At 73.6% G+C, this 17947-nt stretch carries 18 protein-coding genes; 9 read left to right on the top strand and 9 right to left on the bottom strand.

Features of this window, described 5'->3' with window-relative positions; all coding sequences use genetic code 11:
• Positions 1-70: 70 nt before the first annotated feature.
• The 5 genes from fdhD to WFI16_RS19530 all read right to left on the bottom strand — a co-directional run bounded on the left by fdhD (position 71) and on the right by WFI16_RS19530 (position 4800).
• A complete protein-coding gene (gene fdhD / locus WFI16_RS19550; RefSeq protein WP_419899535.1) occupies positions 71-925 on the bottom strand; it encodes a formate dehydrogenase accessory sulfurtransferase FdhD in 855 nt (284 codons plus the stop codon).
• A gap of 85 nt (positions 926-1010) precedes the next feature.
• On the bottom strand, positions 1011-2396 hold the full coding sequence (locus WFI16_RS19545; RefSeq protein ID WP_419899534.1) for a sensor domain-containing diguanylate cyclase: 1386 nt from the start codon (positions 2394-2396) through the stop codon (positions 1011-1013).
• Between the two features lie 8 nt (positions 2397-2404).
• A complete protein-coding gene (locus tag WFI16_RS19540; RefSeq protein WP_419899533.1) occupies positions 2405-3208 on the bottom strand; it encodes an alpha/beta fold hydrolase in 804 nt (267 codons plus the stop codon).
• Positions 3209-3638: 430 nt separating this feature from the next.
• Positions 3639-4352, bottom strand: coding sequence for an LrgB family protein (locus tag WFI16_RS19535; protein ID WP_419899532.1), 714 nt, complete (start codon positions 4350-4352; stop codon positions 3639-3641).
• On the bottom strand, positions 4345-4800 hold the full coding sequence (locus WFI16_RS19530; RefSeq protein ID WP_419899531.1) for a CidA/LrgA family protein: 456 nt from the start codon (positions 4798-4800) through the stop codon (positions 4345-4347). The genes WFI16_RS19535 and WFI16_RS19530 overlap by 8 nt, the downstream gene beginning before the upstream one ends.
• 83 nt (positions 4801-4883) lie before the next feature.
• Between WFI16_RS19530 and WFI16_RS19525 the strand changes: the two genes are divergently transcribed.
• Positions 4884-5765: a LysR family transcriptional regulator gene (locus WFI16_RS19525; protein WP_419899530.1), complete on the top strand. Its 882-nt coding sequence runs from the start codon at positions 4884-4886 to the stop codon at positions 5763-5765.
• Positions 5766-5798: 33 nt separating this feature from the next.
• On the opposite strand, the gene WFI16_RS19520 is transcribed toward WFI16_RS19525, so the two are convergent.
• Positions 5799-6446: a hypothetical protein gene (locus tag WFI16_RS19520; protein WP_419899529.1), complete on the bottom strand. Its 648-nt coding sequence runs from the start codon at positions 6444-6446 to the stop codon at positions 5799-5801.
• Between the two features lie 202 nt (positions 6447-6648).
• On the opposite strand from WFI16_RS19520, the gene WFI16_RS19515 reads away from it, so the two are divergent.
• The 5 genes from WFI16_RS19515 to WFI16_RS19495 all read left to right on the top strand — a co-directional run bounded on the left by WFI16_RS19515 (position 6649) and on the right by WFI16_RS19495 (position 11587).
• On the top strand, positions 6649-7302 hold the full coding sequence (locus tag WFI16_RS19515; RefSeq protein ID WP_419899528.1) for a hydrolase: 654 nt from the start codon (positions 6649-6651) through the stop codon (positions 7300-7302).
• Positions 7303-7336: 34 nt separating this feature from the next.
• Entirely contained in the window at positions 7337-7597 is a 261-nt protein-coding gene (locus WFI16_RS19510) for a XapX domain-containing protein (protein WP_419899527.1), read from the top strand.
• Between the two features lie 65 nt (positions 7598-7662).
• Entirely contained in the window at positions 7663-9540 is a 1878-nt protein-coding gene (locus WFI16_RS19505) for an amidohydrolase (protein ID WP_419899526.1), read from the top strand.
• Position 9541: 1 nt separating this feature from the next.
• Positions 9542-9934 carry a DoxX family protein gene (locus tag WFI16_RS19500; RefSeq protein WP_419899525.1) on the top strand — a complete coding sequence of 131 codons (393 nt, stop codon included), beginning with the start codon at positions 9542-9544 and terminating at the stop codon, positions 9932-9934.
• A 54-nt stretch (positions 9935-9988) separates the two neighbouring features.
• Complete coding sequence (locus WFI16_RS19495; protein WP_419899524.1) at positions 9989-11587, top strand: MFS transporter; 1599 nt, start codon at positions 9989-9991, stop codon at positions 11585-11587.
• Positions 11588-11648: 61 nt separating this feature from the next.
• On the opposite strand, the gene WFI16_RS19490 is transcribed toward WFI16_RS19495, so the two are convergent.
• From WFI16_RS19490 to WFI16_RS19480, 3 genes are all read right to left on the bottom strand, one after another.
• Positions 11649-12191: an AraC family transcriptional regulator gene (locus WFI16_RS19490; protein ID WP_419899523.1), complete on the bottom strand. Its 543-nt coding sequence runs from the start codon at positions 12189-12191 to the stop codon at positions 11649-11651.
• Positions 12192-12361: 170 nt separating this feature from the next.
• Positions 12362-12715: a response regulator transcription factor gene (locus WFI16_RS19485; protein ID WP_419899522.1), complete on the bottom strand. Its 354-nt coding sequence runs from the start codon at positions 12713-12715 to the stop codon at positions 12362-12364.
• Positions 12716-12809: 94 nt separating this feature from the next.
• Positions 12810-13433: a response regulator transcription factor gene (locus tag WFI16_RS19480; protein ID WP_419899521.1), complete on the bottom strand. Its 624-nt coding sequence runs from the start codon at positions 13431-13433 to the stop codon at positions 12810-12812.
• Positions 13434-13673: 240 nt separating this feature from the next.
• On the opposite strand from WFI16_RS19480, the gene WFI16_RS19475 reads away from it, so the two are divergent.
• The 3 genes from WFI16_RS19475 to WFI16_RS19465 all read left to right on the top strand — a co-directional run bounded on the left by WFI16_RS19475 (position 13674) and on the right by WFI16_RS19465 (position 17946).
• Positions 13674-15263, top strand: a complete 1590-nt coding sequence (locus tag WFI16_RS19475; RefSeq protein ID WP_419899520.1) for a PAS domain-containing sensor histidine kinase — start codon at positions 13674-13676, stop codon at positions 15261-15263.
• Between the two features lie 113 nt (positions 15264-15376).
• A complete protein-coding gene (locus WFI16_RS19470) occupies positions 15377-16453 on the top strand; it encodes a sensor histidine kinase (RefSeq protein WP_419899519.1) in 1077 nt (358 codons plus the stop codon).
• A 128-nt stretch (positions 16454-16581) separates the two neighbouring features.
• Positions 16582-17946: an APC family permease gene (locus tag WFI16_RS19465; protein ID WP_419899518.1), complete on the top strand. Its 1365-nt coding sequence runs from the start codon at positions 16582-16584 to the stop codon at positions 17944-17946.
• The last annotated feature ends 1 nt before the right edge of the window (position 17947 follow it).

Raw genomic sequence — 17947 nt, 5'->3', positions numbered from 1 at the left:
TGCCCGATCCCTCCGCCGATCGCAAGCAGGACGCGACGACGGCGCCGAATCCTGCGCGCGATCGGTTCGCTCAGTCGGCCGCCTCCGGCAGCGCCTCGCCGGCGACCAGGCGGTGGCCATGGCAGAAGACCTCGAAGCGGGGGGCGCGGGCGCGGGCGATCAGGGTCAGCCCGCAGGCCTCGGCGCTGCGCACCGCCAGCGCCGTGGGCGCGGAGACCGCGACCAGGATGGCGGCGCCGAGCAGCGCGGTCTTCTGCACCAGCTCGACCGAGACGCGGCTGGTCATCACCACCGCGCCCTCGGCCGGGTCGAGGCCGGCGCGGCGGAGGGCGCCGACCAGCTTGTCGAGCGCATTGTGCCGGCCGACATCCTCGCGCAACACCAGCAGCCCGCGCGCCGGGTGCCAGAAGCCGGCGGCATGGGCGCCCTGCGTCGCCCGGTGCAGCGCCTGGCGCGCCGCCATGGCGGAGAGCGCCGCGCCCACCGCGCCGCCGGGCAGGCGCGGCCCGGCCGGCACCGGCGGCAGCGGCCGCAGCGCCGCCTCCAGGCTGTCCAGCCCGCAGAGGCCACAGCCCACCGGCCCGGCCATGAAGCGCCGCCGTTCCAGCAGCGCCGCCTGGCGGCCTTCCGTCAGCTCCATCCGCAGCTCGATGCCGCGCGCGCCGGGGCGGACCTCGAGCGCGGTGATCTCCTCCGGCCTGGCGACCAGCCCCTCGGTCAGGCTGAAGCCGATGCCGAAATCCTCCAGATCGGCCGGCGTCGCCATCATCACCGCCTGGGTGGCGCGGCCATAGGTCAGGGCGACGGGCACCTCCTCGGGCAGCAGGCGCTCGCCGGGCGCGGCGGCGGGGGCGGCATCCTGCCAGGCCCAGCTGGCGCAGGACGCCGTCGGGCTGGTCATCGGGTCGGGCGGCGTGTCGGCCATGCGCGGGGGATCCATCTGCCGGGCTGCCGCAGAGATAGGGCGCCGGCGGCCCGGCCGCGAGGGCAGGCCCGCGCCCGCCCCGGCATCAGCCGCAGGCGACGCGGTTCCGGCCGGCCTGCTTGGCGCTGTAGAGGGCGCGGTCGGAGCGCTGCAGGACGGCTTCCAGCGTCTCGTCCGCCACCCGCACGACGGCGCCGATGGAGAGGTGCACCGCGACATCGCCGCCGGGCGAGAGCACCGGCCGGGCCGCCATGCTGGCCCGCAGCCGCTCGGCGACGGCAGCGGTCTCGGCCGGCCCGGCCTGCGGCAGCAGGACCGCGAACTCCTCGCCGCCGAGGCGGGCGATCAGGTCGTGCGGGCCGCGCAGCAGCGAACGGCAGCGCCGCGCCACCGCCTGCAGCACCAGGTCGCCGATCGGATGGCCGTGGCGGTCGTTGATCGACTTGAAATGGTCGATGTCGAGCATCAGCAGGCCGAGCGGCTGGCCCGCGGCCTGCATCCGTTCCACCAGGGCCCTGCCGGCGGCGGTGAAATGGCGGCGGTTCGGCAGGCCGGTCAGCGGGTCGGTGCCGGCCATGCGGCGCAGCTCCTCCTGGGCGCGGCGCTGGGCGGTGACATCGACGAAGAGCCAGATGCGGCCACGGCGGCCATTGCCGAGGATCGGGTGGGTGTCGACCTCGAGTTGCCGGTCGCCGATCAGCCAGTGGGTGACCATGGCGTAGTCGAGGTCGGCCTGCCGCGGCGCATAGGCCGCCGCCAGCGCCGCGGCATTGCCGGCGCTCTCGCGCAGGCGGCGCATGGCGGCGGCGAGCCGCGCGGCGGACAGCTCGCCGGAGGGCAGGTCCAGCAGACGGGCGGCGGCCTGGTTGACCAGGGCGGTGCTGCCGTCGCCGTCGAGGATGGCGATCCCGCTCTGCACGCTCTCGAAGAGGTCGTGGAAGCGCTCGCTCAGCAGGCAGCGCTGCAGCACCGCGCGGCGCGCGCCCAGCATCTGGCAGAAGGCCTTGCCCAGCAGCGGCAGGCCCTGGCCAACGGCGCTGCGGAAGGGGCCGTCGAAAGGCCGGGCCGGAGGGGCGGCATAGAGCATCAGCACGCCGCTGCGCGGCGCCCCGGGAACCGGGGTGGCCAGGTGATAGACCCGGGCCGCCGGCCGGCCGAGCGCGGCGAGCACGCCGCTGGGCAGGCGGAAGCTGCAGGCGGGCAGCGGGCCGCCGGAGAAGTCATGCGCCTCCAGCCGCAGCCCGGCGGTGCAGAAGGCGCCCGGCGGCGGGCCGGGATCGGCGGCGCGTGGCGTGGCCAGCCCGTCCTCGCCGGCCTCGTAGGCCACGACCAGGTCGGCGCCGGCGGCCTGGCGGACGAAGCCGGCCAGCGCCTGCAGCCCGTCATCCTCCTCGATGCCGGCCGGCGACGGGGGCGGCCAGGGGGGTGACCAGGGGGCGGGCCAGGAGGCCGGCAGGGGGGCGAACGGCATGGCGCCGCTCAGCCCGGCAGGCCGGCCATCCGGGCCGCCAGGATCCCGATCACCGCGTCGGGCGCGGTCAGGTGCGGCAGGTGGCCCTCGGCCTCGACCACGGCGAGGCTGGCGCCGCGGATATGCCGCTGCAGCCACTGCGCCACGGCCATCGGCACGACGACGTCATGGCGGGTCTGCAGCAGCAGGGTCGGGCTCTCCAGCCGGGCGGCGACCGCGCGCATGTCGGATTGCAGGATGGTGCGCGCGATCGACAGCGCGATGTCGGGCCGCATCAGGAAGAGGCTGCGGCAGAAGACGTCGAGGGCGGGTCGGTCGGGGACGCCCAGCATGGCCGGGGCGAAGCCGCTGCCCCAGGCCTGGAAATCGGCGACGATGCTGGCATAGAGGCAGTCGAGATCGGCCTGGTCGAAGCCGCCATGGTAGTCGCCATCATTCAGGTAGCGCGGCGAGGCGCCGAGCATGACGAGCTGCCGGAAGGGTTCCGGCCGCACCGCCGCCGCCGCGGCACCGATCATGCCGCTGACCGAATGACCGAGATAGATGCAGTCCTCGATGCCGAGTTCGTCCAGGATCTCGAGCAGGTCGTCGGCGAAGCCGAAGAGGGAATTGTGCCGGCGCGGATCGAAGGTCTCAGTGCCGGCGGCGCCGCAGCCGGCCAGGTCGAAGGAGATGACGCGGCAGCGCGGCGCCAGCCAGTCGCAGATCGGCTCCCAGGCGGATTGGTCGGTGCCGAAGCCGTGCGAGAGGATGACGGTTGCGGCACCCTGGCCGGTGATGCGGCCGTTCAGCGCGGCGAAGCGAGAGGACAAAGCGAGCTCCGAACCTGCTGGGCCCCGGGAGGGGCCGTGAACGCGATCTGTGGCGTCGCGACCGGGGCTTGCCAGGCCGGGGAGCGCGGAAGAGGGCGGTGCATGCAGGGTCCACCGTCGCCAGGCCGCAAGCCAGAGCACGAACATAAAGTGGTTGTAAAGATGGGACCGGACACAGCCAGAGCGTCCCGAAGGGCCGCCGATCGCCTACCCACCACCGCGATGGATCACCGAATCGGCCGATTCATTCTTTCAGAATCAGAAATTTAAAGGAAATTCTTGAGATCAAAGGCGAGCACCATCCTTGCCGGTCCGCGCCGTAGTGGTTTCACGCCGCGGCCGGCTCAATGGCGGGCGCCGCGCCCCTGCCGTGCCGTCCGACGCCGCCGAGGCGGCCAATCCTCCTGACGAAGGACACGGCGCCGGGCCGCTAGAGCAGCGCCACCACCAGGCTGGCGGCCAGCACGTTCAGCACCCCCGCCACCACCATGACGGTGCTGGCGATCGAGCCTTCCTCGCGGCCGATCTGGTAGGCGCGGGCGACGCCGGCGCCATGCGCGCCCATGCCGTAGAGCGCGCCGCGCGCGAAGCCGCTGCGCAGCCGCAGCAGCCGCCCCATCAGCCCGCCGCAGGCGGCGCCGAACAGGCCGGTGATGGCGGTGAAGCTGGCGGTCAGGCCGGGAATCCCGCCGGTCTTGCCGGCGATCGACATGGCCAGCGGCGTGGTGATCGAGCGCGGCAGCAGGCTGGCGCGCAGCTCCGGCGACAGGTGCAGCAGCACGGCCAGCCCCCAGGAGACGCCGACCGAGAGCAGGCTGCCGGTGGCCACGCCGACCAGCAGCACCTTCCAGTGGCGGCGGATCACCTGGCGCTGCTCATAGACCGGCAGGGCGAAAGCGACGGTCGCCGGGCCCAGCAGCATGGCCAGCCAGCCGGTGCCGGCGAGATAGTGGCGGTAGTCGCTGCCCGAGGCCAGGAGCAGCGCCATGCAGCCCAGCCAGGCCACCAGCAGCGGGTTGCTCCACCAGGCGCGGCAGCGCCGGTGCAGCCAGCGGCCGCCGGCATAGAGGCCGAGCGTCACCGCGCTCCAGACCGCCGCGCTGGTCGCGAGCTCCTGCCAGCCGAGCGGCGCCGGGTCAGCCATGGCGGGCCTGGCGGGCGAGGCAGAGGTCGATCACCTTGGCGGTGCCGGCCATGACCACCAGCGTGCCCAGCAGGATGGCGCCGAGCAGCTTGAGCCCGACCAGGCTGAGCAGGTCCGGATGCTCGGTCAGCGCCAGCATCGGCGGGATCAGGAAGAGCACCAGATGGGCGAGCAGCAGGCCCGCGCCCTGGCGCACCCAGCGCGCCGGCAGCAGGCCGCCGCCGATCGCCGCCAGCAGCAGGAGCATCCCCAGGATCGAGCCGGGCAGGGGCAGGCGGGCCAGGGCGCCCAGCTGGCAGGCGCCCCACCACAGGGCGGTCAGCAGCAGCACCTGCAGTGCCGCGCTGCGGCGCATCTGCACGCGCAAAAGGCGGATCGGCCGGGCCCGGCGCCATGTCTCGATGGCATTGCCTGGAAAATCACCAGAAAGCTCGATTGTCGCTGCCATGCTTGGGTTCTATGCCGCAGCGCAGTATGCCTGAAATGAATTGATGGAATTTGCTGCATTCCTGCTGGGAATAGGAGGGGATCATGGACCTGCGTGCCCTGCGCGCCTTCGCCGCCGTGGCGCAGGAGGGCGGCTTCTCCGCCGCCGGGCGCCGCATCGCCGCCACCCAGCCGACCATCAGCAAGGCGGTCCGCCAGCTGGAGGAGGAGCTGGGCGGGCCCTTGCTGATCCGGCTCGGCAGCGGGGTGGCGCTGACTAGCCTGGGCGAGATCGTGCTGCGCCATGCGACGGCCATGCTGGAACAGCGCGAGGCCCTGCTGGCCGAGATCGCCGCCAGCCGCGGGCTGCTGCAGGGGCGGCTGCGGCTCGGCCTGCCCAGCTTCGGCAGCGCCGTGCTCTTCGCGCCGCTGGTCGCCGCCTTCCGCGCCCGCTTCCCCGGCATCACCATCGATCTGAGCGAGCAGGGCGGGCGGCGGCTGCAGGAGGCGGTGCTGGCCGGCCAGCTGGACCTGGCCATCGCGCTGCATCCGGTGCCCGACGCGCTGCACTGGCAGGAGGTGCGCGACGACCCGCTGATGGCGGTGCTGCCGCCCGGCCACGCGCTGGAGGGAGCGGAGAGGATCCGCCTCGCCGCGCTGCAGGACAGCCCCTTCATCCTCTACGAGCAGGGCTTCGCGCTGAACGACCTGATCGAGAGCGCCTGCCGCCGCCGCGGCTTCACCCCGCGCGAGGCGGCGCGCAGCGGCCAGGCGGATTTCATCATCGCGCTGGCCGCGGCCGGGCTCGGTGTCGCGGTGCTGCCGCGGCTGATGCTGGACAACCGCCCCGGCCTCGGCCTGGCCACCGCGCTGATCGACGAGCCCGACCTGCGCTGGCGCGCCGGCATGGTCTGGCGCCGCGACGCGCCGCTGTCGGAGGCGGCGCGCGCCTGGGTCGAGGTCGTCCGCGCGCATATGGCGCTCTAGGCACTGTCCTCCGCGGCCCCGGGATGCGGTGGCTCAGGGAGCCGCGTCGGTGCGGAACGACGCCTCGATGGCGCTGATCAGGGCCAGGATCCGCCGCAGCCGGGGGCGGTCGGCCGGGACCATGCCGTCGCCGGGGGGCAAGGCGGCCGGGAACTCGACCAACGTGGCGGCGGGGCCGTCCTGGCCGATCGCCAGGCGGCAGGCATAGTCGCCCAGCGCCTCATGCGGCGGCCAGGCCCAGCAGCCCAGCGCGAAGGGCCGCCCCTCCATCGTGCCTTCCAGCGCCTGGCGCACCGGCGGCTGCGGCAGCGGCGGCGGCCTCGCCGGCCACTGCGCCGGATCGGCCCGCGTCATGCGCCGCTGCGCCGCCGCGGCCTGCGGGTCGAAGACCATGCTGACGCGCAGCACGGGCTGGCGGGTGGGCTCGGCCGCATTGGCCTCGGCCGGGACCAGCCGCCCCTCCGCCTCGAACAGCCGGAAGCTGCAGCTGGCATAGGGATTGTCGGGGCGCGGGGCGATGCAGCTGATCGCGGTGGTCTGCGGCAGCCGCAGCGTGCCGCCCTGGACCGGCTTGAGCAGCTGGCTCGGCAGTTCCAGCCGGCGCCATTCCGCCAGCGGCGTGGTGAACAGCGGATCCGCCGGCTCCTCGCGGCAGGCGGCGAGCGCCACCAGCGCCGCCAACAGTCCCGCCCGCTGAATCGGTCCGCCTCGCACCATAGGCTGCGTATAGGCGCTGCGCCGCGGCCGGGCAAAGGCCAAGCTTGGGCGCGGATGTCATGTAGGGACAAAAACGCCTGCATCGGCCAATCCCGCCACGCCGCCGCCGGCTAGGGTCACGCCCAGGAAGGGGCCGGTCCATGGCCCCCGCAACGGAGCCGCCGCCATGACGCCCACCGCCACCCCGACCCCCGGTGCCAAGCTGCTGACGCCGGCCGACCACACGCTGATCATGATCGACTTCCAGTCGCAGATGGCCTTCGCCACCAAGTCGATCGACGCGGTGACGCTGCGCAACAACGCGGCCCTGGTCGCCCATGCCGCCGCCGGCTTCGGCGCCTCGGCGGTCCTGACCACGGTCGCCGAGAAGTCGTTCTCCGGCCCGATGTTCGAGGAGATCACCACGGCCTTCCCGGGCCAGGCGCTGCTCGACCGCACCTCGATGAACACCTGGGAGGATGCCGCGGTGATCGCGGAGATCAACCGCATCGGCAAGCGGCGCATCGTGCTGTCCGGCCTCTGGACCTCGGTCTGCATCGTCGGCCCGGCGCTCTCGGCGCTCGACCAGGGCTTCGAGGTCTATGTGATCGCCGATGCCTGCGGCGACGTCTCCGAGGAGGCGCATGAGCGCGCCATGCAGCGCATGATCCAGGCCGGCGCGCAGCCGATCACGTCGCTGCAGTACCTGCTGGAGATGCAGCGCGACTGGGCCCGCACCGGGACCTACGAGATGACCACCGGCATCGCCAAGAAGTTCGGCGGCGCCTATGGCCTTGGCATCATCTACGCCAAGTCGATGTTCAACGCGCACGAGGCCTGAAGCCCCCGGCGCGCCGCCCGCCATGGAGATCGGCATGAAGATCTATGCGATGGCGCTGGGTGCCGGCCTGCTGGTCGGCATCCTCTACAGCCTGCTCGGCGTGCGCTCGCCGGCGCCGCCGGTGGTGGCGCTGGTCGGGCTGCTGGGCATCCTGGTGGGCGAGCAGGTGATCCCGGTTGCCCGCCACCTGCTGCAGGGCCATGGAATCGGCCTGTCGGTCCGCAAGGCCGATTGCCGCCGGCACATCTTCGGCCACCTGCCGGGGGCGGCGACGCCCCCCGCGGACAAGGCCTGACAGCCGGCCGGATTGCCGGGGACCGCACGGCCCCCGGCCCCGCAACCGCCAGGGGGAAGAGCGCCATGGCCGAGAACCGGGGCGCCGCCGCTGCGCCCGACATGATCCTGCGCAACGCCCGGATCACCACGCTGGACCGCGGCAACCCCGCGCCCGAGGCGGTCGCCATCAAGGACGGCTTTTTTTCGGAGGTCGGCGACCTGGCGTCCATCATGGCCAGCGCAGGGCCGCAGACGCAGGTGATCGACCTGGGCGGCCGCCGCCTGGTGCCGGGCCTGTTCGACAACCACCTGCATGTCATCCGCGGCGGGCTGAACTTCAACATGGAGCTGCGCTGGGACGGGGTGCGCAGCCTCGCCGACGCCATGGCCATGCTGAAGCGCCAGGTGGCGATCACGCCGCCGCCGCAATGGGTGCGCATCGTCGGCGGCTTCACCGAGCACCAGTTCGTCGAGAAGCGCCTGCCGACGCTGGACGAGATCAATGCCGCAGCCCCCGAGACGCCGGTCTTCATCCTGCATCTCTACGACCGCGCGCTGCTGAATGCCGCGGCACTCCGCGCCGCCGGCTACGACAAGGACACGCCCAACCCGCCGGGGGGAGAAATCCAGCGCGGCCCCGACGGCACGCCGACCGGGCTGCTGCTGGCGAAGCCCAACGCGACCATCCTCTACGCCACCCTGGCGCGCGGCCCGAAGCTGCCCTTCGACTACCAGCTGAACTCGACGCGGCACTTTCTGCGCGATCTCAACCGGCTGGGCGTCACCAGCGCCATCGATGCCGGCGGCGGCAACCAGAACTTCCCCGACGACTACGACGTCATCCGCAAGCTGGCCGATGACGGCGAGCTGACGGTGCGCATCGCCTACAACCTGTTCACCCAGAAGCCCAGGCAGGAGAAGGAAGACTTCCTGCGCTGGACCTCGGAGAACAAGTACCAGCAGGGCGACGACTATTTCCGGCTGAACGGCGCCGGCGAGATGCTGGTCTATTCCGCCGCCGATTTCGAGGATTTCCGCGTCGAGCGCCCGGACATGCCCGCCAGCATGGAGGACGACCTGGAGCAGGTCGCCCGCGTGCTGGTGCAGAACCGCTGGCCCTGGCGGCTGCACGCCACCTATGACCAGACCATCAGCCGGGCGCTGGACGTCTTCGAGAAGGTCGATGCCGAGATGCCGATCGGCGATCTCCATTGGATCTTCGACCATGCCGAGACGGTGTCCGAGAAGTCCCTGGAACGCATCGCGCGCCTCGGCGGCGGCGTCGCGGTGCAGCACCGCATGGCATACCAGGGAGAGTATTTCGTCGAGCGCTACGGCGCCCGCGCCGCCGAGGCGACGCCGCCCGTGGCCAGGATGCTGGAGATGGGTGTCAGGGTCTCGGCCGGGACCGATGCGACGCGCGTCGCCTCCTACAATCCCTGGGTGGCGCTCTCCTGGCTGGCGACGGGCCGCACCGTCGGCGGGATGCGCATCACGCCCGAGCACAACACCCTCGACCGCGAGACGGCGCTGCGCATGCTGACCGAGAAGGTCACCTGGTTCGCCAACATGGAAGGCCAGAAGGGGCAGATCGTCGTCGGCCAGATGGCCGATCTCGCCGTGCTGGACCGCGACCTGTTCGCCATTCCCGGCGACGAGATCCAGGACATCACCTCGGATCTGACCATCGTCGGCGGCAGGATCGTCCATGGCGCCGGCGACTTCGCCAAGCTCTCGCCGCCGCTGCCGCCGGCCATGCCGGACTGGTCGCCGGTCAATCATTTCGGCGGCTACCAGCAGCGCGCGATGCAGAAGGGGGCGACGCAGTTCCTGGCGCAGTCCCGCTGCTGCGACAGCGCCTGCAACGTCCATGGCAACGGCCATGCCCAGGCCTGGGCCAGCAGCGTGCCGGCGGACAATGCCTTCTGGGGAGCGCTCGGCTGCTCCTGCTGGGCCTTCTGACATGGCGCCGCGTCTGCTCGCCTGGCTCGGCCTGCTCGGGCTTTGCGCCGCCTATCTGCAGGGCGGGCTGAACAAGCTGCTCGATTTTCCGGGCGGCGTCGCGGAGGCGGCCCATTTCGGGCTGCCTTTCCCCGCCGTGGTGACCGCCGGCACCATCCTGCTCGAGCTCGGCGCCAGCGCCCTGGTCCTCAGCGGCCGGCTGCGCTGGCTGGGCGCCCTGGCGCTGGGCGGCTTCACCCTGGCGGCCACCTTCGTCGCGCTGCGCTACTGGGAGATGCCGCCCGGCCCGCCGCGCTTCATGGCCGCCAATGCCTTCCACGAGCATCTCGGCCTGGCCGGCGCCTTCCTGCTGGTCGCCCTGCATGACCGCGGCCTGCTGGCGCGCCGGGCATGAGGCGCGCCGCGGCCGTCGCCCTCTCTCCGACGTTCTGACCGAAAGGACCCGGCCATGCCCGAGGCCCGAGCCGTTTCCCCCTTCGCGCCGCTGCGCCAGACCGCCTTCCTGGTGCTCTGGATCGCCACCATCGCCGGCAATATCGGCAGCTTCATGCGCGACGTCGCCAGCGGCTGGCTGGTGACCGAGCTGGCCGCCGGCCCGGCCGCGGTGTCGCTGATTCAGGCCGCCGCCACCCTGCCGGTCTTCCTGCTGGCCATCCCGGCCGGCGTGCTCTCCGACATCCTCGACCGCCGCCGCTTCCTGATCGCGGTGCAGCTGCTGCTGGCCAGCGTCAGCCTGACCCTGGTGCTGCTGTCCGCCAGCGGCGCCATCACCGTCTCGGCACTGGTCGCGCTGACCTTCCTGGGCGGCGTCGGCGCGGCGCTGATGGCGCCGACCTGGCAGGCCATCGTCCCCGACCTGGTCGAACCGCGCGAGGTGAAAAGCGCGGTCGCGCTGAACTCGCTCGGCATCAATGTCGCGCGCGCCATCGGCCCGGCGGCGGGGGGCCTGCTGCTGGCCGGCTTCGGCGCCTCGCTGACCTATGGCGTCGATGTCGCCAGCTATGTCGTGGTCATCGGCGCGCTGCTCTGGTGGCAGCGCCCGAAGCAGGAGGCCGACCCGCTGGCCGAGCGCTTCGGCGGCGCCTTCCGCGCCGGGCTGCGCTATGCACGCGCCAGCCGCGAGCTGCATGTGGTGCTGGTCCGCGCCGCCGTCTTCTTCGGCTGCGCCAGCGCGGTCTGGGCGCTGCTGCCGCTGGTGGCGCGCCGGCTGCTGGGGGGTGACGCCGGCTATTACGGCCTGCTGCTGGGTGCGGTGGGAGCAGGGGCCATCGGCGGCGCGCTGGTGATGCCGCGGCTGCGCGCCCGGCTCGACGGCGACGGGCTGCTGCTGGCGGCGGCCGGCGTCACCGCGGCGGTGATGCTGGTGCTGGCGGCGGCACCGCCGCGCTGGGTGGCGCCGCTGGTGCTGCTGCTGCTGGGCGGCGCCTGGATCCTGGCGCTGACCACGCTGAACGGCATCGCCCAGGCGATCCTGCCCAACTGGGTGCGCGGCCGGGCGCTGGCGGTCTATCTGACCGTCTTCAACGGCGCCATGACCGCCGGCAGCCTGGGCTGGGGCGCCGTGGCCGAGCTGCTGGGGATTGCCGGCACGCTGGTCGCCGCGGCGCTGCTGCTGGTCGCCGCCGCGCTCGTCATGCACCGGCTGCGCCTGCCGGCCGGCGAGAGCGACCTGGTCGCCGCCCGCCACTGGCCGGAGCCGCTGCTGGCCGATCCGGTCGCGCATGACCGCGGCCCGGCGCTGATCCAGATCGAGTACCGCATCCGGGCGGCCGACCGCGCTGGCTTCCACCGCGCGCTGCACGCCCTGGCCGATGAGCGCCGCCGCGACGGCGCCTTCGCCTGGGGCGTGCACGAGGACGTGGCCGAGCCCGAGCGCGTGCTGGAATGGTTCCTGGTGGAAAGCTGGGCCGAGCATCTGCGCCAGCACCACCGCGTCTCGCGCGCCGATGCCGATCTGCAGCAGGCGGTGCTGCGCTTCCACAGCGGCGACGGCCCGCCGCTGGTGCGCCACCTGCTGCCGCTGCAGCCGGGGCTGTCCCGCGAGTGACCGACAGCGAAGGCGGCGGACCGCCGGGTCCGCCGCCTTGCTCCTCCAGGCCGCCCGGATGTCAGCCGCGGGTGGCGCGCTGCCGCCGGCGCCAGGCCATCGGGGTGCTGCCTTCCAGCCGGCGGAAGACGCGGGAGAAATGCGGCTGGTCCGCCATGCCGCAGAGCAGGGCGATCTGGCAGAGCGGCGCCTCGGTCTCCAGCATCAGCCGCTTCGCCCGGGCCATGCGCTGCTGCATGACATAGGCATGCGCGGTGATGCCGAAGCTCTGCTTGAAGGCGCGGGCGAAATGCCCGGTGCTCAGCCGGGCGACGCCGGCGAGCTCCTTCAGCAGCAGCGGCCCGCCGAGGCCGGCCTCGACATGCCGGGTCAGCCGCGCCACCTGCCAGCCGGCCAGGCCGCCCGGCACGGCAGCGGGGAGCAGCGGGGCGGGAAGCAGCGGGGCGGGCCGCGGCGGCTGCGGCTCCAGCAGCCGGGTGGCGCGTTCGAGGATCAGCCCCGCCGCATGCTGGTCGCGGCCGAGCAGGGCGCGCGCATCGCGCAGCAGCCGCGACAGGCCGGCCGGGACGGTGGCGGGCGGCACGGGGGAGAGGGTGCTGGACATGCTCGGGCGCGCTCCGTCCTGGAAGGATGGCCGGCGATGCCGGCCTGACGGGCGCCAGGGTGGAGGGGGCGGGCGGCGCGCTCCATTCTACGGGGATTGATCCGGCCGCGCCCTTCGTGCGGCTCGCCCCATACCTTCGTAGGGGGTGGCCCCTCCGCGGGCCGTTGCGCTCAGCCGAGCGCGCGCTGCAGGCTGGCCAGCATCCGCTCCGGATCGCAGGGCTTCTCCAGGACGTCGAGCGCGCCGCCGGCCCGCGCCTGGCGCTCCAGCCGCGGATCGGGGAAGGCGGTCATCAGGATCACCGGCGGCCCGCCGCGCGCCGCCAGCAGCCCCAGCAGCTCCAGCCCCGAGCGGCCCGGCATCTGCACGTCGGAGATGACGCAGGCGAAGCGGCCCGGATCGTCGGCCAGGAAATCCTCGGCCGAGGCGAAGCCTTCCGAGGCATGGCCGGCGGCGCGCAGCAGGCTGGCGGTGGCCGTCCTGACGCGCCGGTCATCCTCGACGATGGCGATGAGTGGCTGCACGTCCTGTCCCCGGCGCCGCTTCCGCCGGGCGCTGCAGCTATCTAGGGGCCTGTTTCCCCGGGCGGCATCTATACGATGGTTGGGGGCCGGGGTTTCACACGCCGAGGCGCTGCGCCAGCCGCACCAGCTCGGCCAGGCTGCGGGTGCCCAGCTTGCGCATCAGGCTGGAGCGGTGGAGCTTCACCGTGATCTCGCTGAGGCCGAGCTCGCCCGCCACCTGCTTGTTCATCAGCCCGGCGGTGACCAGGGTCATCACCTGCGCCTCGCGCGGGGTCAGCGTGGCGTGCAGCGCCCGCGCCGCCGACAGCGCCGCCTGCGCCTGCCGCCGCTCGCGGTCGCGCCCGAGCGCCAGGTCCACCGCATCGAGCAGGTCCTGGTCGCGGAACGGCTTGATCAGGAAGTCGACCGCGCCGGCCTTCATCGCCTTCACCGACATCGGCACGTCGCCATAGCCGGTCATGAAGACGACCGGCAGCTGCTCGCCGCGCTCGGCCAGCCGCGCCTGCAGCTCGAGGCCGCTCATCCGCGGCAGGCGCACATCCATCAGCAGGCAGCCGGCCAGCGGCGGCAGCGGCGCCTCCAGCAGGTCCAGCGCCGACTCGTAGAGCGCCGTGCGATGGCCGACCGAGCGCAGCAGCGTGTCCAGCGCGCGGCGGATGCGCGCATCATCGTCGAGCACCAGGATCAGCGGCGTCTCGGAGTCCTTGGCGGCAGGCATGGGCTTTCTCCGGGGCGGCTGGTCTCGGCGCCGATCTTCCAAATCCGCGCCGCCGCGGCAAGCACCGATGCGGTGCCGCACCGGAGCCCGACCGGCCGCCGCGGCCGCCGGCCGCCTGCGGATCGTCCAAGACAGCCGGCCCGGCCTGCTGTCCGATCGCCCGGCTCGCGCTTCCTGATGCTTCTCCCGTCACCACGCTCCCGGCAGGGCGACGAGCCGCCACCGACCGGGGCACAGCCGATGCAGGACCCGCCGCCGGCGATGCCTTCCCCCGAGATCCCGAGGCCGGCCGCGCGGCGCCGCCGCTGTCTCCTCCTGCTGGCGCTGGTGGCGGCGGTCTTCGGGGTGGACGCCTTCACCAGCCTGTCCAGCGCCATCGCCGTGCTCTACGTGCTGGTGCCGCTGCTGGCCGCCAACCTGCTGCCGCAGCGCGGGGTCGTCGCCCTCGCCGCCCTCTGCGGCGGGCTGGCGCTGCTCGGCTACGGCATCGGCCATGGACTGGCGGCCGAGCCGGCGGCGACGCTGCGGCTGGCCTTCAGCCTGGTGGCGCTGGCCGCGGCGAGCCTGCTGGCGCTGCGCAGCATCGCCGCCCGCGCGCTGCAGGCAGAACAGGCCCGGCTGCTGGCGGCGAGCGAATCGCGCTACCGCACCATCTTCGAGACGCTGGCCGTCGGCATCTGGGAGCATGACTTCCGCCCGGTGCAGCAGGCGCTGGAAGGGCTGCGCGCTGCCGGCGTCACCGACCTGCCGCGTTACCTGGCCGAGCACCCCGACTTCGTCATCGCCACCCGCCGCCTGGTCACCGTCACCGACGTCAATGCCACCGCGCTGAAGCTGCTCGGCGTGCCCTCGAAGGAAAAGTTCTTCACGCATCTCTCCGGCTTCCTGCCGGAGACCGACGAGAGCTTCGCCCAGTGCCTGGTCGCACTCGATGCCGGCCAGCCGCATTTCACCGCCGAGGCGCGGCTGCGCGCGGCGGATGGTGCCGCCGTCGACATCATCGTCGCGCTGAACTTTCCGCCGCCCGGCGAAAGCCTGGCCCGCGTCCAGGCCAGCGTGCTCGACGTCACCGAGCGCCGCCGCATGCAGGACATGCTGGCGCAGATGCGCGCCGAGCTGGACCGCGCCGGCCGCGTCGCGGCGCTGGGCGAGCTGGCGGCGGCCATCGCGCATGAGGTCAACCAGCCGCTGGCGGCGATCCGCGCCGGGGCGGATGCCGCCCGCCGCTGGCTGAGCCGCGCGCCGCCGGAGCTCGCCGAGGCGCGCGCCGCGCTGGCCGAGGTCGGCGCCGCCGCCCGGCATGGCGGCGAGGTGGTGCGCCGCATCCGCCGGCTGCTCGGCCGGTCCGAGCCCGAGCTGCTGCCGCTGGACCTGGCCGAGCTGGTCGAGGAGGCGCGGCAGCTGGTGCAGCGCGAGCTGCAGGCGGCCGGCATCGCGCTGCAGCTCGAGCTGGCGCCCGGGCTGCGGCTGCAGGGCGACCGCCTGCTGCTGCACCAGCTTTTCGTCAACCTCGTCACCAACGCCCTGCAGGCCATGCAGGCCCTGCCGGAGGGCGAGCGCCGCCTGCGGCTGCGCGCCGAGGCGGTGGCCGGCATGGCCGAGCTGCGCGTCGAGGACAGCGGCCCCGGCTTCGGCGCCGAAGGTGCGGCGCAGGCCTTCGACGCCTTCTTCAGCACCCGCCCCGGCGGCATGGGGTTGGGGCTGGCAGTCAGCCGCTCGATCGTCGAGGCGCATGACGGGATGATCGCCATCGAGCCCGGCCCGGGCGGGCGGCTGCGCCTCGCCCTGCCGCTGGCCCCGCCCCTGGCCCCACCCCTGGCCGGGGCGTGAGGCCCGGCCGCTTTCACAGCATTTCACTGGCCCCCCGCGGCGGGCGCGGTCAGAAGTTTCCCCGCCTGCGGCGCCGTGCCGCCGGCCGCTCGATCGGGGACCCGCCACCGCCCATGGCGCCGAGGCCAGACGCCCTGTCCGCCGCGCACCGCCCGCCCTGGCGCGGCAGCCTGCTGCTGGCCCTGCCGGCGGCGGCGGCCTTCCTGCTGGCGCTCGGCCTGGCGCGGCTGCAGGCGCCGGGGGCGGCGGCGGTGGCCGGGCTGGCGGCGCTGCTGACGCTGGCCGTCGCCCTGCCGCTGGCCTGGTGCCTGGCCCGCGCCCGGCGCGAGCTGGCGGCCAGCGAGCAGCGCTACCGCAGCCTCCTGGCCCAGAGCGGCATCGCGCTGCGCGAGCAGGATCTGGCCAGGCTCCGCGCCCAGCAGGCCGCCCGCGCCGCCGAGCAGGCCCAGGCAGAGCTGGCGCATGTCGCGCGCGTCGCGACCCTGGGGGAGCTCTCGGCCTCGATCGCGCATGAGATCAACCAGCCGCTGGCCGCGCTCACCTTCAACGGCGACGCGGCGCTGCGCTGGCTGGCGCGCGACCCGCCGGCGCTGGGCGAGGTGCGCGACTGCCTGGCCGCCATCGTCGCCGAGGCGCAGCGCGCCAAGACCATCGTGCAGCGGCTGCGCGGCATGGCGGGCCGCCACGCGCCGGAGCGCGCCTGGCTCGACCTCAACCGCGTCGTCGCCGAGGCCGCCGGGCTGCTGCGCCGCGAACTCGCCGAGCAGGAGGTGGCGCTCGACCTCTATCTGGCGCCGGGGCCGCTGCCGCTGCTCGCCGACCGGGTGCAGATCCAGCAGGTGGTGGTCAATCTCCTGGTCAACGCCATGCAGGCGAGCCGCGGGATGCCCGGCCCGCAGCGGGTGGTGCTCTCCACCGAGCGCGGCGAGGAGATCGGCTTCCGGGTCGCCGACCGCGGCGTCGGCCTCTCCGAGACGGCCCTGCCGGACCTGTTCCGCGCCTTCTACACCACCCGGCCGGAGGGGATGGGGATGGGGCTGTCGATCTGCCGCACGATCGTCGAGGCGCATGACGGCCGCATCGCCGGCGCCCCGCGCGAGGGCGGCGGCGCGGTCTTCAGCGTGACCTTTCCGGCGCGGCAGGCCACCGCCGCGGCCCCGCCGGCCGTGCTGCAGCCGGCCGCGGAATAGCGCTGTCGCGATTTTGCCGCGCCTCGCCGCGCTGACACCTTGACGTTTCAGATGACCGTTCCGTAATCCTCTGGAAAGCCTTCGGAAGCCTTTCCGCCAGGCTGCCGACGGCTGACGAGAGGGTCCGCATGCCGCCTGAGCCGACGCCGCCCCGCGCCTCCCTGTCGGCGCTGGACGCCACCATCATGCTGGTGGGCATCGTCGTCGGCATCGGCATCTTCCGCACCCCCTCGCTGGTCGCGGCGCATGTCGAGAGCGAGTTGGCCTTCATCGGCGTCTGGGTGGCCGGCGGCCTGGTCACCCTGATCGGCGCGCTCTGCTATGCCGAGCTGGCGGCGGCCCATCCGCATGCCGGCGGCGAATACCATTTCCTCTCCCGCGCCTATGGCCGGCCGGTGGCCATGCTGTTCGGCTGGGCGCGCGGCTCGGTGATCCAGACCGGGGCGATCGCCGGCGTCGCCTTCGTGCTCGGCGACTATGCGGCGCAGCTGCTGCCGGCCGGGCCGCAGGGGCCGGCGCTCTACGCCGCGCTCTCCATCGTCGCGCTGACCGCGGTGAACGTGCTGGGCACGCTGCCGGGCAAGAACCTGCAGCTCGCCGCCACCGCCATCGAGGTCGGCGCCATCATCGCCATCATCGGCTTCGGCCTGTTCGGCACCCCGGCCGAGACCGTGCCCACCCCCGCCGTGGCGCCGGCGACGGCGGCCTTCGGCATGGCCATGGTCTTCGTGCTGCTGACCTATGGCGGCTGGAACGAGGCCGCCTATCTGACCGGCGAGATGCAGGACGCGCCGCGCACCATCCCCCGCGTGCTGCTGGCCGGCACCGCCATCCTGGTCGCGCTCTATGTGCTGGCCAATCTGGCGCTGCTGTCGATCCTGGGCCTCGACGGGCTGCGCGGCTCGAATGCCGTCGCCGCCGAGATGATGGCCCGGGTCGCCGGCCCCTCGGGCGCCGGGCTGGTCAGCGCCGCCATCATCGTCGCCGCCATCTCGACGCTGAACGCCACCATCTTCACCGGCGCCCGCTCCTGGTCGGCCATGGCCGCCGATGTCACCTTTTTGTCCGTCATCAGCCGCTGGAAGTCTCGCGGCGGCGGGGCGGGGCGCGGGGCGACGCCCGCGAATGGCCTGATCCTGCAGGGCGCGATCGCCCTCGCCCTGGTCGGCCTCGGCGCCGTCACCGAGGACGGCTTCCGCGCCATGGTCGACTACACCGCCCCGGTCTTCTGGGGATTCCTGTTCCTGGTCGGCCTGGCGCTGTTCGTCCTGCGGCGGCGCGAGCCCGGTCGCGTGCTGCCCTACAAGGTGCCGCTCTATCCGCTGACCCCCGCGCTGTTCTGCCTGACCTGCGGCTACATGCTGCATGCCAGCATCGCCTATACCGGCCTCGGCGCCCTGGTCGGGCTCGCCGTGGTCGCCGCCGGCCTGCCGCTGCTGCTGTTCCGCCGCCGCGCCGGCTTCACGCCTTGCTTCGGAGAGACCCGCCCATGAG

Source organism: Roseomonas sp. USHLN139 (assembly GCF_037145735.1).
In the GTDB taxonomy this organism is placed as follows: Bacteria; Pseudomonadota; Alphaproteobacteria; order Acetobacterales; family Acetobacteraceae; genus Pseudoroseomonas.
The sequence above is the reverse complement of the archived record's forward strand: the minus strand, read 5'-3'. Positions and strand labels throughout refer to the sequence as shown.

Excerpts from the sequence above, each read along its gene's own strand:
- WFI16_RS19525 (WP_419899530.1), top strand. The coding sequence starts at position 4,884 with ATGGACCTGCGTGCCCTGCGCGCCTTCGCCGCCGTGGCGCAGGAGGGC.
- WFI16_RS19510 (WP_419899527.1), top strand. The coding sequence starts at position 7,337 with ATGAAGATCTATGCGATGGCGCTGGGTGCCGGCCTGCTGGTCGGCATC.
- WFI16_RS19515 (WP_419899528.1), top strand. The coding sequence starts at position 6,649 with ATGACGCCCACCGCCACCCCGACCCCCGGTGCCAAGCTGCTGACGCCG.
- fdhD (WP_419899535.1), bottom strand. The coding sequence starts at position 925 with ATGGCCGACACGCCGCCCGACCCGATGACCAGCCCGACGGCGTCCTGC.
- WFI16_RS19535 (WP_419899532.1), bottom strand. The coding sequence starts at position 4,352 with ATGGCTGACCCGGCGCCGCTCGGCTGGCAGGAGCTCGCGACCAGCGCG.
- WFI16_RS19500 (WP_419899525.1), top strand. The coding sequence starts at position 9,542 with ATGGCGCCGCGTCTGCTCGCCTGGCTCGGCCTGCTCGGGCTTTGCGCC.
- WFI16_RS19480 (WP_419899521.1), bottom strand. The coding sequence starts at position 13,433 with ATGCCTGCCGCCAAGGACTCCGAGACGCCGCTGATCCTGGTGCTCGAC.
- WFI16_RS19545 (WP_419899534.1), bottom strand. The coding sequence starts at position 2,396 with ATGCCGTTCGCCCCCCTGCCGGCCTCCTGGCCCGCCCCCTGGTCACCC.
- WFI16_RS19475 (WP_419899520.1), top strand. The coding sequence starts at position 13,674 with ATGCAGGACCCGCCGCCGGCGATGCCTTCCCCCGAGATCCCGAGGCCG.
- WFI16_RS19505 (WP_419899526.1), top strand. The coding sequence starts at position 7,663 with ATGGCCGAGAACCGGGGCGCCGCCGCTGCGCCCGACATGATCCTGCGC.
- WFI16_RS19465 (WP_419899518.1), top strand. The coding sequence starts at position 16,582 with ATGCCGCCTGAGCCGACGCCGCCCCGCGCCTCCCTGTCGGCGCTGGAC.
- WFI16_RS19490 (WP_419899523.1), bottom strand. The coding sequence starts at position 12,191 with ATGTCCAGCACCCTCTCCCCCGTGCCGCCCGCCACCGTCCCGGCCGGC.
- WFI16_RS19530 (WP_419899531.1), bottom strand. The coding sequence starts at position 4,800 with ATGGCAGCGACAATCGAGCTTTCTGGTGATTTTCCAGGCAATGCCATC.
- WFI16_RS19495 (WP_419899524.1), top strand. The coding sequence starts at position 9,989 with ATGCCCGAGGCCCGAGCCGTTTCCCCCTTCGCGCCGCTGCGCCAGACC.
- WFI16_RS19470 (WP_419899519.1), top strand. The coding sequence starts at position 15,377 with ATGGCGCCGAGGCCAGACGCCCTGTCCGCCGCGCACCGCCCGCCCTGG.